The sequence below is a fragment of the Bradyrhizobium sp. 62 genome, from assembly GCF_023073035.1.
GTDB lineage: Bacteria > Pseudomonadota > Alphaproteobacteria > Rhizobiales > Xanthobacteraceae > Bradyrhizobium.
The window spans coordinates 479,571-494,989 of record NZ_JADPIT010000015.1 but is presented as its reverse complement, the minus strand read 5'-3'; the positions used below and the strand labels follow the sequence as shown (position 1 = coordinate 494,989).

Sequence of the window (15,419 nt, the reverse complement as noted above, 5' to 3'; positions counted from 1 at the left end):
GCCCGGATGGAGCGAAGCGAAATCCGGGAAGCTCCATCTGCTGAGACAAGGCTCCGGATTGCGCTTCGCTCCATCCGGGCTACCAAACTAAAGCTAAGCCAGCTTGAGCGCGACGATTCCCATCAAGACGAGCGCGATGCCCGCTAGTTTCATCGCGCTCAAGGTCTCGCCGAACAGCACGACGCCCATGACGAAAGTCCCGGCCGCGCCGATGCCGGTCCACACCGAATAGGCGACGCCGACCTCGAGCACCTTCAAGGCACGCCCGAGCAGGACAACGAAGGCTGCGAGCAGCACGAGCGAGACGATGCTCCAGCCTGCGCGCGTGTAGCCCTCCGCATATTTCATCGAGATCGCCCAACCGACATCAAGTGCGCCGGCGATCACCAGCATCAGCCAGGCCATGGATTGCGACATCGGCGTGGGCTCAGGCCGCAAGCTTGAGCAGATGCGCGTCGTGGCGCACGAGGAAGGCGCGCAGCAATTGCGGATAGTCCGCGCCCACCGCAGTACGGACGCTTGCACGCTTTGCCAGCTCGGCGCGCCACGCGCGCACCTTCGGTAGATCCTTGAAGATGCCGAGTTCGATCAGTTCATCGAACACATCGAAATAGCGGAAGACGGGAGCGAACACCGCATCGACGAGACTGAACGCATCGCCGGCAAAGAATGGGCCTGCGCTTAGCGCGGCCTCGACACGCGCGAACTTCGCCACGAGTGCCTGGCGCTTACTCTCAAACGTCGCCGGGTCGGTCGTGGTCTCCAGCCCCCAGAGATCGCCGAGAATCGCCGAGCCGAACTCCATCCAGGCGCGATGCTCGGCACGCTCGAGCGCATCAGTCGGATGCAGTTTTCCGCCGCCTTGCGTCTCCTCGATGTACTCGCAGATCACGTTGCTCTCGAACAGCGCGACCTCGCCCTTGTCGGTCGCAACCACCAGCACCGGCACCTTGCCGAGCGGCGACAGTTTGAGAAACCAGTCCGGCTTGTTGGCGAGATCGATGTCGACCCGCTCGAACGGGACACCCTTCTCGTTGAGCGCGATCACGGCCCGCTGCACGTATGGACAAAGCTTGTGGCTGATCAGTTTGAGTGAAGCGGTCATGGCAAAGATCCCGGCGGTTGGATGCAACTGCATCCAATATAGATGCACTTGCATACATTCGTCAAGTTCGTGCATTTGCATCGACCGGTATCGATGTAGGATCACCTCACGGCCGCGCGATCACCCCGCCTGTCATCGGCATCGGCACGCCCGTGGTCGCGGGATACGACAGCGGCAGGCCCTTTAGGCCGCGGGCAGCCAGGAAGCCGAAGGCCTGCGCCTCGATGGCGTCGGAGGCCCAGCCGACTGTCTCGGCGGCCTCGACAGTGGCGGACCCCACGCGCTCCCGCAGCATCTGCAGCATGGTCCGGTTGCGGGCGCCGCCGCCGCAGACGATCCAGCTTCGCGGCCTGCGTGGCAGCAGCGGGACGATGCGGGCGATGGCCGCCGCGGTGAAGGCGGTGAGCGTCGCGGCGCCATCGGCCGGCGCGATATCGCCCAGCTTGAGGGCAGCAAAATCGTTGCGGTCGAGCGATTTCGGCGGTGGGCTTGCGAAGAACGGCAGCTCCAACGCCCGCGCGATCCAGGCTTCGTCCACCTTGCCGAGCGCTGCGAACTTTCCGTCCGCGTCGAACGCCTGATTCATGGTGCGGTACATGAAATCGTCGAGCAGCGCGTTGCCGGGCCCGGTATCGCAGGCGATCAGCGTGTCGTTGCCGTCGATATAGGTGATGTTGGAGACGCCGCCGATATTGACGACAACGATCGGCCCTTCGCGCTCCAGCGAATGGACGAGCGCGCGGTGGTAGACCGGCACGAATGGCGCGCCCTGTCCGCCGGCCTCGACGTCGGCGGCACGGAAATCATGCATCACAGGGATATGGATCGCCTTGGCCAGCGCCGGCGCATCGCCGATCTGCACGGTCAGTCGCTTCTCGGGGCGGTGCAGCACGGTCTGGCCGTGGAAGCCGACGATGTCGATGTCTTCCGGTTTCATCCGGTTCTGGGCGACGAAGGCGGCCACCGCCTCGGCATGCGCGAGCGTCACCGCGCGCTCGGCCTCTGCCAGAACTCCCGGCCGGGCATCGCGCTGCGGCAGGTGCACCGCCTCGCTCAGCGCCTGCCGCAGCAGGTTGCGCTCCGCCGGGCTATAGGGCCGGTAGCCGGATGGTCCGAATGCCTTGACCTGCTTTCCGTCGGTTTCGATCAGCGCGACATCCACCCCATCCAGCGAGGTGCCGCTCATCAAACCGAGTGCCGTCAACATCATGGATCAGCGTCCTCAAGAGACCCTTCCGGCATGCCGATCTTGTGCCAGAGGGACACATCTTATAATGCCACAGGCCAAAGTGGCGGGAAGCAACCGAGTTCCCACGGAAGACCCTTAAATTGCTCCCAAAACAGTAAACCAAGAATTGTCAGGCGCGCCGACAAATGACTGCATTCAGATCGGATTTCCTCAACACGCTGCAGGAACGTGGATTCGTCCACCAATGCTCCGATTTCGAGGGGCTGGACGCCCTCGCCGCCAAGGGCGAGGTGACCGGCTACGTCGGCTACGATTGCACCGCCCGCTCGCTGCACATCGGCAATTACCTGACCATGATGATGCTGCACTGGCTGCAGCAGTCCGGCAACAAGCCGATCACGCTGATGGGCGGCGGCACCACCATGGTCGGCGACCCCTCCGGCAAGGACGAGACGCGGGCGATCCGCTCCGTCGCCGAGATCGAGGCCAACAAGGAATCGATCCGCGGCGTGTTCGCAAAAGTGCTGCGCTATGGCGAGGGCAAGAGCGACGCCATCATGCTCGACAATGCCGAGTGGCTGACAAAGCTCAATTACATCGAGATGCTGCGCGACATCGGCCGGCACTTCTCGGTCAACCGCATGCTGACCATGGACTCCGTGCGCCTGCGCCTCGAGCGCGAGCAGGAGATGAGCTTCATCGAGTTCAACTATATGATCTGCCAGGCCTACGACTATGTCGAACTCGCCAGGCGGACCGGCTGCAACTTGCAGATGGGCGGCTCCGACCAGTGGGGCAACATCATCATGGGCGTCGATCTCGGCCGCCGCATGGGCACCCATCAACTGTATGCGCTGACGACGCCGCTGCTGACGACGGCATCGGGGGTCAAGATGGGCAAGACCGCACAAGGCGCGGTCTGGCTCAACGCCGACCAGTTCTCGGCCTATGATTTCTGGCAGTACTGGCGCAACACCGAAGATGCCGACGTCGGCAAATTCCTCAAGCTGTTCACGACGCTGCCGATGAGCGAGATCAGGAAGCTCGAGGCGCTCGGAGGCTCCGAGATCAACGAGGCCAAGAAGGTGCTCGCCACGGAGGCGACCGCGCTCCTGCATGGCCGCGACGCAGCGAACGAGGCGGCCGAGACCGCGCGCCGCACCTTCGAGGAAGGCGCGCTGGCCGAGAGCCTGCCGACCGTGGAAATTCCACGCGGCGAATTCGACGCCGGCCTCGGCGTGCTCAATGCCTTCGTCAAGGCGGGCCTCGTTGCCTCTAACGGCGAAGCACGGCGCCAGATCAAGGGCGGCGGCCTGCGCGTCAACGACGAGCCCGTCACCGACGAGAAGATGGCGTTGTCGGCGGCCGACCTGACGCCGGAAGGCGTGATCAAGCTGTCGTTCGGCAAGAAGAAGCACATCCTGCTCAGGCCTGCATAGGCGTATGAGCTTTTCGCTGCTTGTCAGGGCGCGCTGAAGCGCGCTCCCTGATCGGCAATGGACCAGAACACGCTAGAGGAACAGTCCAAGCAAGCGACCAGGGAACGCGTCACGGCGACGCCGCAGGGCGTCGTGCGCACCGCGCTCGTGGTGCTCGCGCTCTGCTTCACACTCGCCGTGCTCGGCCGCGGCCTCAGCGAAAGCTTTACCGTCTTCCTGAAGCCGATCTCGGAAAATTTTGGCTGGGATCGCGCCCAAGTGGTCTCGATCTATTCGCTGACCTGGCTCATCAGCGGACTGACTGCGCCGTTTGTCGGACGGCTTTTCGATCATTCCGGACCGCGCATCGTCTATGCACTCGGCCTGTTGCTGCTCGGCTCGGCTTTCCTGATTGCGGCGCACGCGCAGTCACTCTGGCAGTTCCAGCTCTCGATCGGACTCTTCGTCGGCATCGGCGTCGCCTTCATCGGCAATGTGCCGAACTCGATCCTGCTGGGCCGCTGGTTCGGCCCAAAGCTGCCGACCGCGATGGCGGTGGTCTACTCGGCCATGGGGGGCGGCGTGCTGGCACTGCTGCCGGCCTCGCAGCTTTTGATCGATCATCTCGGTTGGCGAGAAACCTACCAGCTGTTCGGCTTCGCCGCGCTCGGCCTGCTGGTGCCGCTCATGCTGCTGCCATGGCGGCTGTTCGCCTCGGGCTCGCCGCATATCGCGAAGAAGACCGATCCGGATTTCGTCGATCACGGCTGGACCCTTCCGAGCGCAATGCGCCATCACGCCTTCTGGGCGCTGTTCTCGACCTTCTTCTTCACCGCGGTCGGCATGTATGCGATCGCCGCACAGATCGTGGCCTATCTGATCGATGCCGGCTTTCCGCCGCTGCAGGCCGCGACCGCCTGGGGCTTCTCCGGCGTTGTGCTGGTGTTCGGCATGCTCGGCGTGTCCGCGCTCGACGGCCTGATCGGACGTCGGCCGTCGGTGCTGCTCAGCTACGCGATCTCGATCCTCGGCATCTTCCTGCTGTGGCTGTTGCAATACTCCGCCAATCTCCTCCTGCTCACCGGATTCGTGGTCTGCTTCGGCAGCATGATGGGCTCACGTGGACCGCTGATCACGGCGACCGCGATGAAGATCTTCGGGGGCAAGCGCGTCGGCACCATTTACGGCACGATCTCGATTGGCAGCGGACTCGGCTCGGCGTTCGGCTCCTGGAGCGGCGGCCTGATCCATGACGCGACCCACGGCTACAACGCGCTGCTCGCCTTCGCGCTTGCCAGCGTGGTGCTCGGGATGATCCCGTTCCTGGTCGTGCCCGCCCTGCGGCGGTAGGTGTCTCAGAGGTAACCTGCGGGCATTCGCGTCACCGGGAAATTACGGATGGGCACGACGCGAACAGCTGCAAAAGATGTGGATGGCGCGCGGGTGAAAGTCCCTCCTGCGGTGTTTTGTCCGACATGACAAAAATGTCAGCGCAAATTGCCCTTGGGCGGCTTGCAGGGCAGAACTGAATGCGGTCCTAGTCGCAAGCATTGGATGGAGGGCACAAACCAATGAACTTTCCCTATCTCGTTCGCTTTCAACCGGTTCTCTTGAGCCTGTTTCGCTTCATCACTGGACTCCTGTTGCTCCAGTACGGCATCGCCAAGCTGTTCAAGTTTCCGGTGCTTCCCTACTTCGCAAACATCCCGCCGCTCATCTACGCAGCCGGTACGCTTGAGCTCGTGCTTGGCGCGCTGCTGATGATCGGCCTGTTCACCCGCCTCGCGGCGTTCATCCTGTCGGGTGAGATGGCCTTCGCCTACTTCATGGGCCACATGTTCAAGGGCGAGACGCCGGTGTTCCTGCCGCTGCTCAATGGTGGCACCGCGGCGATCCTGTTCTGCTTCGCCTGCCTCTATCTCTCGGCAGCCGGCGGCGGCTCGGTCAGCGCCGATGCGGCGATGGGCAAGGACTAGCGGCACAACCGGCGTCGCGTCGCGCGGCGCTGAGATGGCAGCAATTGATTCGCGAATAAAGGGATGGCACCAGTACATTTACGGGTGCCATCTCAGCGCGAGCCCAGCACGTTCCAGACGAGGACGAGGACCGCGACCAGCAACATCGACATGATGAGGCGGTGAACGAATCGGTTCATGTCCGCTCCCACCGGATTCGGTCGGGACTAAAGACCCACACAATCTTTCTCCCAGTTGACGCGCCATGCGCCCACGTGGCGCATTTCCGCATGGATGTTTGCGCATGCGGCTCGCGAACGCCGCTTGCGCGGCAGCCGTCGCACGCGTCCATTCATGATTGGTAAGAATTTCATGCTACCGACGCGAGCAACAATAACCATTCCGTCGAGGCCGTGATGAAGCTGTTGAGCCACCTCAAGATCCGCACCAAGCTCGCCAGCATGGTCTGTCTTTCGGCACTCACGGTCACGGCCATCATCGGGGTGTCGTCCGTGCTCAGCAAGAGCCGCATGCTTGAGGACCGCGTCCAGCAGATGCGGACCGCGGTCGATATGATCCACAACCTCGCCCAATCACTTGAAGAAGAAGTCGGCGCCGGCAAGCTGACGCAGGCCGAAGCGAAGGTCCAGTTCCACCAGCGCGGCCGCCGCATGAGCTTCAATGGCGGCCAAGGCTATCCGGTGGTCTATAACGCCGATACGTCCCTCATCGTCAACGGCGCCAACCAGCAGCTCGAAGGCAAGATCACCGGTGCGAAGGACTCCAATGGCGTCCTGATCGCCGACGCCATTATCAAGGCTGGCGCTGAGACCGCACAGGGCGGCGTGACCTCCTATCTCTATCCCCGCCCCGGCCAGACGGAGCCCGTCCGCAAGACCGTGTTCGCGCGCAAATTCGCGCCCTGGAACGCGACGATCAGCTACGGCCTCTATGTCGACGACATCGATGCGGACGTGCGAGCCTTGACGCTTGAGCTGGGGGCGATCGGCATCGGCCTGATGCTGCTGATGGCGACATTGTCCTGGCTGATCGCCCGCGACGTGCTCGGCGCACTCGACCGCCAGAAGAACCGCATGCAGGCCATTTCCGAAGGCGCCATCGACGCGGCGGTCGAGGAGACCGGTCGCGGCGACGAGATCGGCCGCATGGCCGAGACCCTCGAAGTGCTCAGGCAGACCGCGCTGACAGCGCGCAAGCTGGAGGCCGAGCAGATCGCCACCAAGACCCGCAGCGAACAGGAGAAGCGTGACGCGCTGATCTCGCTTGCCGACCGGTTTGACGCCTCCGTCGGCCAGCTCGTCGGCCTGATGGCCTCGGGCTCCGGCGAACTGGAGGTCACCGCCAAGTCGATGTCGTCGACGGCGGAAGGCACCAACCGCCGCGCCGCCGTCGTCGGCTCGGCCGCCACCGAAGCCAGCCAGCGCGTCCAGACGGTCGCGGCCGCCGCCGAGGAGCTCTCCTCGTCCATCACCGAGATCAGCCGTCAGGTCGCGCAGTCCGCCGTGGTCACCGGCCGTGCCGTGGACAGCGCACGCCGCACCGACACCATCGTGCGCGCCCTCTCGGACGGAGCCCAGCAGATCGAGCACGTCGCCGAGCTGATTTCCAGCATCGCGGCGCAGACCAATCTGCTCGCGCTCAACGCCACCATCGAGGCCGCACGCGCCGGTGAAGCCGGCCGCGGCTTTGCTGTCGTCGCTTCGGAGGTGAAGTCGCTGGCGAGCCAGACTGCGGAAGCCACCCGCGAGATCGGCGACAAGATCGCCCAGATCCAGGGCGCGACCAAGGAAGCGGTAGACGCCATCGGCGGCATCACCGCCACCATCGAGGAGGTCAGCCGGATCGCCACCTCGATCGGCGCCGCGATCGAGGAGCAAGGCGCCGCCACCGCCGAGATCGCCCGCAGCGTCTCGCAGACGGCGGAGGCGACCCAGGAAGTCACCACCAATATCGGCGGCGTCAGCACGGCAGCAAACGAGACCGGCAATGCGGCAGGCATGGTGCTCGCAGCTGCGTCAAACCTGTCCAAGCAGGCCGAGCAGCTCTCCGGCGAAGTCGGAACCTTTCTGGCCGGCGTGCGCGCGGCGTAAGCGGCCGGCATCAAACCCAGCACGTCGTCATGGCCGGGCTTGTCCCGGCCATCCACGTTCTGCGCGCTTATTGGAAGCAGCTCGGCAGCCTCGCCGCTATCGCCGCGCGAGGGTGCAGCCGCTCGAGAGCTGGCGCGTCGTTCCGGTCGAACCATCGTTCGACTGCGACGGGAATTCCTCGAACGGCGAGTTCTGTTTGCCGGTGTTGAATTCGAAGATCTTGCGGAACAGACCGGGTGCCATCGCCGAAATCGGATTGACGCGCATCACGGGCGCGGCCGGGGTGCCGACGACCTCGTAGGTCACGCCGATCAATCCTTCATTGTTGCCGCCGCCGAGGAAGATGCCGAACAACGGGATCTGGCCGAAGATGTTGTTGACGCCATACATCGGCACGAAGGTGCCGCTCATGCAGACCTGATTGCCGGGAAAGTCGATTGAGCCCTCGATGGTGGCGCCGATCATCGGCCCCTTGACCACGCCGTCGCGGATCGTGAGCGCGCCGTTCTGCCGCGTGAACTCCGCACGCATCGCCGTAAAGGCCACGCCGCTCTGCGCCCCGTTGGGAGCGCCCGCCGCGACGCGATCGAGTTGATCCATGCCCTTGACCGAGAAGTCGCGCACATTGATCAGGCCTTCCCGGGTCGTGGGCTCCGACGTCGGCGGCTCCATGGCCACCACCATCTGGCCGCCGAAGACCTTGTTGGTGGTGTCTGTGAAGCGCAGGAAGTTGCCGGCATCGCTGGTCTGGAGATAGATCACCTCGCGGTTGCCCTGTGCGCGGCCGCCGCGCAAATCGGCGGCCACAGGCGTGTCTTTTCCGATCCTGCCGCTCAACGTGAAGGCTTTGACCGCACCATTGCGCCGCGACATCTTGGCCTCGACGCTGCGCATCGCCTCGCCGTTGAAACCCATGACGGCGCCGAGCTTCACGTCCATGTCGAAATCGACGTTCTTCGTCTTGCTCTTGGCATCGTCCTTGGAATTGCCTGAGATCGCCGATTTCAGGAAGCTGCGGCCGTCGAATACGTCGCCGCGCATGGTGCCCTTGACCACGCCGTCCTGGCTGCGCTCCACCTTCAGCGACGCCTTGTCGCCGTCGGACGGCGCGTAAGTCGGGAAGTTCGCGTTCATGAGATCGCCGTTGGCATCGACCTCGATCGACCCCTTGATCGAGGCGCCGCCGCCTTCGATGACGATCTCCTCCAGGCGCGTCGATTGCGCCGTCGGCACCACCTTGAAGCTGGCCTTGCCCGCTCTGCCCGGCAGCTTGACCCAGCCGGGCAGGATGTTGTCGAGCTTGACCGAGGTCAGGTCGGCCTCGATGCCGAGCTTCGTCGTCTGGTCGGGCCCCCCGGCGATCTTGCCCGACAGCTTGATCGGCACCGATCCGCTGACGGCGGGGCCCAGATCGAACCCGAGACGCGCGCGGCTCGCATCGTCCAGCGTGGTCTGCAATTTGACGTCCGCATCGCCCTCAGCGGGCTTGCGGTAGTCGAGCGAGGCCGCCTGCCCGTTGATCTTGACGTCGCCCTTGACCTGATAGCCCTGGTTGCTCGCGACGATCTTGAGGTTGTTGGCCTCCAGCTTCTGGTTCATCACCAGCTTGTCGGCACCAAAACCGTTGAGATCGGCAGTCACGCTGTAGGTGGTGTCGGCTTTGGTCAGCTCGCCCTTGACCGGCAGCCCAAGCTGGACGTTCGCCGAGAACGTCCCCTTGCTGGTGTTGGGATCGATGACGGTCGACGACAGATCGCTCAGGCGATCGTTGGAAAGCATTTCGGCGGCTGCGGGCACCGGACCCTCAACACGAAACCGGGTCCGCGACGGCGACGGCTTGGGCGCCATATCGGGCACCTCGAAGACGAAGTCGGAAATCGTGACCTTGCGGCCCGCCGGCGTATCAGCAATGCCCTGCCCGATGTTCACCGTCGCGGTGCGCCCGGTCACGCGCGCCTTCAAATCGGCATCGTGCACCACCGGCAGGCCATCGACAGGGCGAACCGTGACACCGCTCGCCACGATATTGACCGACAGGCCGTCATCGGGAATGGGTGGGCCCTTGCGCGGAAGATTCTTCGTCGGCGAGTTAACGCCGATCTCGATGCGCTGGAGCGTTCCACGCTCGATCCGCTCGATCACCCATTCGCGCAATTCGGGAACGACAAGCGTCGGCCACATCCGCTTGAGCGCCGAGGCCGACATCGGCGTTCCCGCAAAACCCAATGTCAGCCGTGGCTCGCCCGAATAGTCGATGGCACCGGTGCCGGCGACGCCGATCTCTCCGTTGGAGATGTCGGCCTGGGTCAACAGCAGCCTCTTGTGGTCGGTGTCGAAGCGGAAGCCGATCGCAATACGGTTGAAGACCAGCGGCGGCTCGTTGTCGATGCCGCCGAGCAGGATCGAACCGCCGCTGAAACCGAGCTGCCAGTCATTGACGGTGCCGTTGGGCGGCTCGACATGAGCCAGAAGCGTCAGACGGTTCGCGCCCGAGAGGACCTTGAACGGAGCGACCAGCACCCGCCGATTGGCGTCCCACTCGACATTGATCTCGGCCGAGTCGATCGCCATCGGATAATCCGGCGTATCGGTGTCGATGATGTTGCCCGCACCGACTGCGATCTTGCCGCGAAAGAAGGTCGGCACGCCGTCGCGGCCGAGCTCGCCCTTGAGCTCGCCGGTCAGCGGCAGGTCGGCGGTGTAGGTGAGATCCTTCACCCGCAGCGCCAGCAGGATGTTGGCGGTCGAAACCTTGTCGGCGCGAATATCGACCGAGCGCACGCCGTTCTCGGTGGGGCCGATCGTGGCCCGCAACGACCACGGACGCGCGCCCTCCTCACCGAGGCTGAGCGCGACGCCGCCACGGCTGGGTCGGCGCAGGCTCAGCGTGATGTTCTCAAACGTCCATTTGCTGCCGCGCTGCTGGTCGTCGACGATCAGATTGCCGTTCTTCAGGCCGATCTCGTTGAGATTCTGGCCGTCGAGGCCGGTCATGCTCAGACTGTCGAGCCAGTCGAGGCCCTGAAGAATGCCGGTCGGGGCCGTGGCCTGGGTCGCGGCTTGCGATCCGTCGGGGGTCGCAGGCCCGGTGGCGAATGGCGGCGGTGGCACACCGTTCCGCGGGAAAGTCGGCGGCAGCCCCGCGTCCTTCTTGGATGCGACGCCGGTTGCGAGCGGCTTTGCGGTGTCGCCAGCCGATACCGTGACGGTGCCGTCAGGCGCGATCCGGATCGCGAGCTCGGCATCGACGAGGTTGAGGCTTTCGGCGCGCAGATGCCCCATCAGCAGGCCTGCACCCGACAGCTTCACCTCGGCCTTCGGTGCGGTGGCGACAATGACGTGATCGTGGTCGCGCACGACGATATCGCGGATGCGCACGGCGATTCGGATCCGCCCGGCCCGTTCGATCTGCGTGCCGCCGACCTCCACGGTGTTGCCGTGACCGATATTGTCCTCGATCGCGGCCGCGAGCCACGGCGTCGCAATGTCGAGATTGATGGGACCGGCGCCGAGCCGCCACCACAGCGCGCCGAAACAGCCGACGAAGATGACAACCAGGGCACCGGCGACCACGGCCACGCGCTTCAGCCAGCGACCGCCGCCCAGCCAGCGGCGCAAGGGACCAAACCCGTCAGCGAAGCGATGGAAGCCCGAATTGGAACGCGACAACAGCCGGCGCGCCCGATAGCCCGCCGCCGCTTCCTGATCCGGATCCCAATCGGCGTCGTCCCATTGCTGCTGCTCTGGTTGGCTGCCGCGCCGATCCGAATCCCGATTGTAATCCTGGGGCGACGTATTCCTTGCCATTGCCTCTCGATACAGGCGCCCGTCGTGGGATTGAGCGCCGCCGGGGCCGCAGCCGTCGTCAGGAAGCGAAGCTTCCCGCGCCGGCATTGCCGCCATACCTCGAATATTCCTTCTGTTCGTCATGTCGCCCCGGGAGCGCGTTCAACGAGCAGTGGGGTGGTCCGTGTAATTCCTTGTAACCAGACTTCGCCGTCGTCAGACTCATCCAGCCGAGGGCACGATTCCGGCATACCGGAAAAAGGCTGCAATACCGCTTTGGTTGACCCGCCGAAAGCGACGAAAGGAAGGCGTATGTCCAAGAAATCCCGAAAGAAATCGTCCAAAACGCCCTCCGTCAGTCCGACGGCTAAAAAGACGCCCGTGAAAGCGCGGGCTGCGACTCAAACTAAGTCCGCGAAAACACAGCGGACACCAGCGAGCAAATCAACTGGGATCATAGCAAAGACAGCATCGCATAAGGCCGCACCGAAACGGTTAAATTCTTCCAAATCGGCATCCGCGCCCAAAACGGCGGCGAAGGCCAGCTTAGCCGAGGGTCAGAAGGCCCCCGCCTTCCGCCTGCCCCGCGACGGTGGCGGTGTCGTCGCGCTGTCGGATTATGCCGGCGAGAAGCTGGTCCTGTTCTTCTACCCCCGCGCCGACACGCCGGGCTGCACCAGGGAAGCCATCGACTTCACCCGGCTGACCGGCGCCTTCGCCAAGGCTGGCACCGCCATGCTCGGTATCTCCGCCGATCCAGTCAAGGCTCAGGAAAAGTTCCGCGACAAGCACGGTCTCGGCGTGCCCCTCATCTCGGACGAGACGCACGAGATGCTGGAGGCCTACGGCGTCTGGGGCGAAAAGTCCATGTATGGCAAGAGCTTCCTGGGAGTTCTTCGCACTACGATGCTGCTTGGCGCCGACGGCAAGATCGCCCGGATCTGGCGCAATGTCCGGGTCGACGGCCACGTCGACGAGGTGCTGGAAGCCGCAAGGAGCCTTTAACCAATCATTTAAATTCAAGCGGTTCCGTTTCCGGAAAATTAACCATGACCGGCCCAGATTGCCGCGGCAATTAGGCCGCACGGACTCATCCGATCGGCGCGGGAGTGCCGATGTCGAAAAGTTCTGCCCAACTCTCGCAGTACCCCCAACATCACCCCCACGACCACGGCCGAGCCTTTCATCGCCGTGCTGCCGCGGTGGCAACCGCGCTTCCCCTTCCGGACACTGACGACGCCTACACCATCGTCCATCACGGCAAGCAGGTTCGCCTGGGGCCTGTGGTGTTCTGGATCGTGGTCGGCACCGTCGTGTTGCTCGGGCTCTGGTCGGCCGCAACCGCGACCTATTTCGCCTTCCGCGACGACGTCCTCACCCGGCTGATCGCCCGGCAGGCCGAGATGCAATACGCCTATGAAGACCGCATCGCCGAGCTGCGCGCCAAGGTCGACCGCACCACCAGTCGGCAGCTGCTCGACCAGGAGCAGTTCGACCAGAAGCTCGACCAAATAATGAAGCGCCAGACGGCGCTGGAGTCCCGTGCCACGGCGCTCGGGTCCATGCCGGACGTGACCGGATCGATTCCCCGCTCCACCCCGCAGCGTGGCGATGCCGGCCAGACGACGCAGGGCACGCCAAAGCCCTCACCGATCAGCGACACCGTGATCTTCGTGGCGCCGCCGGATCGCGAGGCGCGGCTCGAGTCGCGCGCGCCGACCCTCGCAGCTCCGCCCGTCAATCAATTCGCCAAGAATCAAGGGTTCGACAACGTCGTCGTTCGGCTCACGACCTCACTCGACCAGGTCGAGCGTCGCCAGATGGCGGCGCTCAACGCCGTCGAGGAAGGCATGGATTCACGCATGCGCCGGATGCGCGGCGTCGTCAGCGATCTCGGCCTGAACCTCGCAAATCTCGAAGCCGCCGTACCGCGCACGGCAATGGGCGGGCCTTTCGTACCCGTCAAGCTCACCGCCAGTTCGGGGCCGTTCGAGAAGCAGCTCTATCGCATCAACAGCACCCGCGCCGAGATGGACCGGCTCAATCGCACGCTCGCACTCGTGCCCTATCGCAAGCCCGTCATCGGCGAGGTCGAGTTCACCTCCGGCTTCGGCGTGCGCAGCGATCCGTTCCTCGGCCGGCCCGCGATGCACACCGGGCTCGACTTCCGCGCCGCGAGCGGCGATCCCGTTCGTGTCACTGCCAACGGCAAGGTCGTCTCCGCCGGCTGGTCCGGCGGCTACGGCCGCATGATCGAGGTCGATCACGGCAATGGCCTTGCGACCCGCTACGGCCATCTCTCCGAGATCAATGTCCGGGTCGGCGAGATCGTGAAGATCGGCCAGGTCGTCGGGCTCGTCGGGTCGACCGGCCGTTCCACCGGCCCGCACCTGCACTACGAAACCCGCATCGACGGCGAAGCAGTCGATCCGCAGAAATTCCTGCGCGCCGGCGTGCGCCTGAGCGCGGGCTAGGCTCGTTGAGAGTCCGCTCGCCTAGTTCCTGTTTACATCGCGGAACTTCGGAGTTCCCTCGACGTTAGATCGCAGCTCCCTTATCAGCGCGATCTTCCGATGCAACAGACCGATACCAAAGCTCGTCCGGCCAAGGGCAAAGCGGACCAGCCACGTAACAGCGCGGCTCAACTCTTCAGCGATATTGCTAACCGAACATCTCAAGCGGCCGGGCGCGCGCTAACATTCATGATTGCAGCCGGCATCATCCTGGTTTGGGCGGTCACCGGTCCCATCTTCCAGTACTCCGACACATGGCAGTTGGTGATCAACACCGGCACCACCATCGTGACGTTCCTGATGGTCTTCCTGATTCAGAATTCTCAGAATCGCGATAGCGCGGCGATCCAGGTGAAGCTCGACGAGTTGATCCGGGTGAGCGCGGTGCAGAATTCCTTCGTCGGAATTGAGCATTTGACCGATGACGAGCTCGACGAGATCCGCACCAAATGTGAGCTTCGCGCCAACGCCGAAAAGGTCGGAGAAGAGACGGTCAAGAATACCGGCAAGAAGGCGAAACGCGCCGCCGATCTGGTCACCGAATAAGCGGGGGGACGCCGAAAATGAGGCTGACTACTGGCCGCGCTCGTGGCCGACCTCGCCCGTGATGACGTCGCCGAACAGCTCCCAGGCCTGTCCGTTGAAGCGCATCAGCTGCATCTGCTCGATCGGAAAATAATCGTCGGCGGAGGTGTTGACCATGATGCCGGGCAGCATCAGGTCGGTGTGAAAATCCTTCAGGTTCGTGGCCTGCTTCATCACGTTGTCTCGCGTGAGGTTGTCGCCGCACTGCTTCAGCACCTGCGCCATCGCCTCCGCCTGGACGTAGCCGTAAAGGTTGTTGGCGTTGGTCTTGTCCCCTTCGGGATAGTACTTGTCCATGAAGGTGCGCCACGCGATGACCGCCGGATCCTTGTCCCAGGTCGGGTCGGTCGGATCCTTCAGATATGCGGTCGAGATGATGTCCTTGGAATAGTCGAGCCCGGCGGGCTTGAGCACCGAGGCGATCGACGTAGCCGTATTGGCGAGGAAGAATTTCGGCTTCCAGCCGAGCTCGCCGACCTTCCGGATCGCCTGCGCCGAGCCTTTCGGCGCGGCCCATGAGAAGAAGATGTCGGCGCCGGAATCGTGAAGCGCAACGATCTGCGAGTCGATCGAAGGATCGCTGACCTCATAGGATTTGTCGGCGATGATCATATTGGCTTTGTCGCCAAGCCCGTCCTTCAGGCCCTTGAACTGGTCCTTGCCGGCGTCGTCGTTTTGCCAAAGAACGGCGATCTTGCTGTTCGGAAACTTGTCGCGAATATATTTCGCGTAGATGCGCCCCTCGCTCTGGTAGTTC

12 protein-coding genes are annotated in these 15,419 nt (G+C 63.8%); 7 read left to right on the top strand and 5 right to left on the bottom strand.

From position 1 onward, the window contains the following. Window positions 1–93: 93 nt before the first annotated feature. From IVB47_RS12710 to IVB47_RS12700, 3 genes are all read right to left on the bottom strand, one after another. Window positions 94–417, bottom strand: coding sequence for a multidrug efflux SMR transporter (locus tag IVB47_RS12710; RefSeq protein ID WP_247286213.1), 324 nt, complete (start codon window positions 415–417; stop codon window positions 94–96). A 10-nt stretch (window positions 418–427) separates the two neighbouring features. Then, on the bottom strand, window positions 428–1,105 hold the full coding sequence (locus IVB47_RS12705; protein WP_247461958.1) for a glutathione S-transferase family protein: 678 nt from the start codon (window positions 1,103–1,105) through the stop codon (window positions 428–430). A gap of 106 nt (window positions 1,106–1,211) precedes the next feature. Continuing rightward, window positions 1,212–2,315 (bottom strand): anhydro-N-acetylmuramic acid kinase, encoded by a 1,104-nt coding sequence (locus IVB47_RS12700; RefSeq protein WP_247461956.1) that lies wholly within the window; start codon window positions 2,313–2,315, stop codon window positions 1,212–1,214. Between the two features lie 164 nt (window positions 2,316–2,479). Here IVB47_RS12700 and tyrS point away from each other — a divergent pair, with 164 nt between their 5' ends. The 4 genes from tyrS (at window position 2,480) to IVB47_RS12680 (ending at window position 7,778) form a co-directional block, all read left to right on the top strand. Beyond that, window positions 2,480–3,733 carry a tyrosine--tRNA ligase gene (gene tyrS / locus IVB47_RS12695; RefSeq protein WP_247461954.1) on the top strand — a complete coding sequence of 418 codons (1,254 nt, stop codon included), beginning with the start codon at window positions 2,480–2,482 and terminating at the stop codon, window positions 3,731–3,733. Window positions 3,734–3,790: 57 nt separating this feature from the next. Beyond that, window positions 3,791–5,062, top strand: coding sequence for an MFS transporter (locus tag IVB47_RS12690; protein WP_247461952.1), 1,272 nt, complete (start codon window positions 3,791–3,793; stop codon window positions 5,060–5,062). Window positions 5,063–5,283: 221 nt separating this feature from the next. Then, window positions 5,284–5,688, top strand: a complete 405-nt coding sequence (locus IVB47_RS12685) for a DoxX family protein (RefSeq protein ID WP_027569850.1) — start codon at window positions 5,284–5,286, stop codon at window positions 5,686–5,688. 395 nt (window positions 5,689–6,083) lie between these two features. Continuing rightward, window positions 6,084–7,778: a methyl-accepting chemotaxis protein gene (locus IVB47_RS12680; protein WP_247461949.1), complete on the top strand. Its 1,695-nt coding sequence runs from the start codon at window positions 6,084–6,086 to the stop codon at window positions 7,776–7,778. A 96-nt stretch (window positions 7,779–7,874) separates the two neighbouring features. Here IVB47_RS12680 and IVB47_RS12675 read toward each other — a convergent pair whose 3' ends face one another. After that, the gene (locus IVB47_RS12675; protein WP_247463146.1) at window positions 7,875–11,672 is read right to left on the bottom strand and encodes a DUF3971 domain-containing protein; all 3,798 of its coding nucleotides are present in this window, start codon (window positions 11,670–11,672) and stop codon (window positions 7,875–7,877) included. 204 nt (window positions 11,673–11,876) lie between these two features. Here IVB47_RS12675 and IVB47_RS12670 point away from each other — a divergent pair, with 204 nt between their 5' ends. The 3 genes from IVB47_RS12670 (at window position 11,877) to IVB47_RS12660 (ending at window position 14,623) form a co-directional block, all read left to right on the top strand. Next, on the top strand, window positions 11,877–12,569 hold the full coding sequence (locus IVB47_RS12670) for a peroxiredoxin (protein WP_247463144.1): 693 nt from the start codon (window positions 11,877–11,879) through the stop codon (window positions 12,567–12,569). A gap of 110 nt (window positions 12,570–12,679) precedes the next feature. Beyond that, window positions 12,680–14,038: a M23 family metallopeptidase gene (locus IVB47_RS12665; protein ID WP_247461947.1), complete on the top strand. Its 1,359-nt coding sequence runs from the start codon at window positions 12,680–12,682 to the stop codon at window positions 14,036–14,038. A 99-nt stretch (window positions 14,039–14,137) separates the two neighbouring features. Beyond that, window positions 14,138–14,623 (top strand): low affinity iron permease family protein, encoded by a 486-nt coding sequence (locus IVB47_RS12660; RefSeq protein WP_247461944.1) that lies wholly within the window; start codon window positions 14,138–14,140, stop codon window positions 14,621–14,623. A 27-nt stretch (window positions 14,624–14,650) separates the two neighbouring features. On the opposite strand, the gene IVB47_RS12655 is transcribed toward IVB47_RS12660, so the two are convergent. Continuing rightward, on the bottom strand, window positions 14,651–15,419 hold a 769-nt coding region (locus tag IVB47_RS12655; RefSeq protein ID WP_247461942.1), incomplete at its 5' end, for an ABC transporter substrate-binding protein.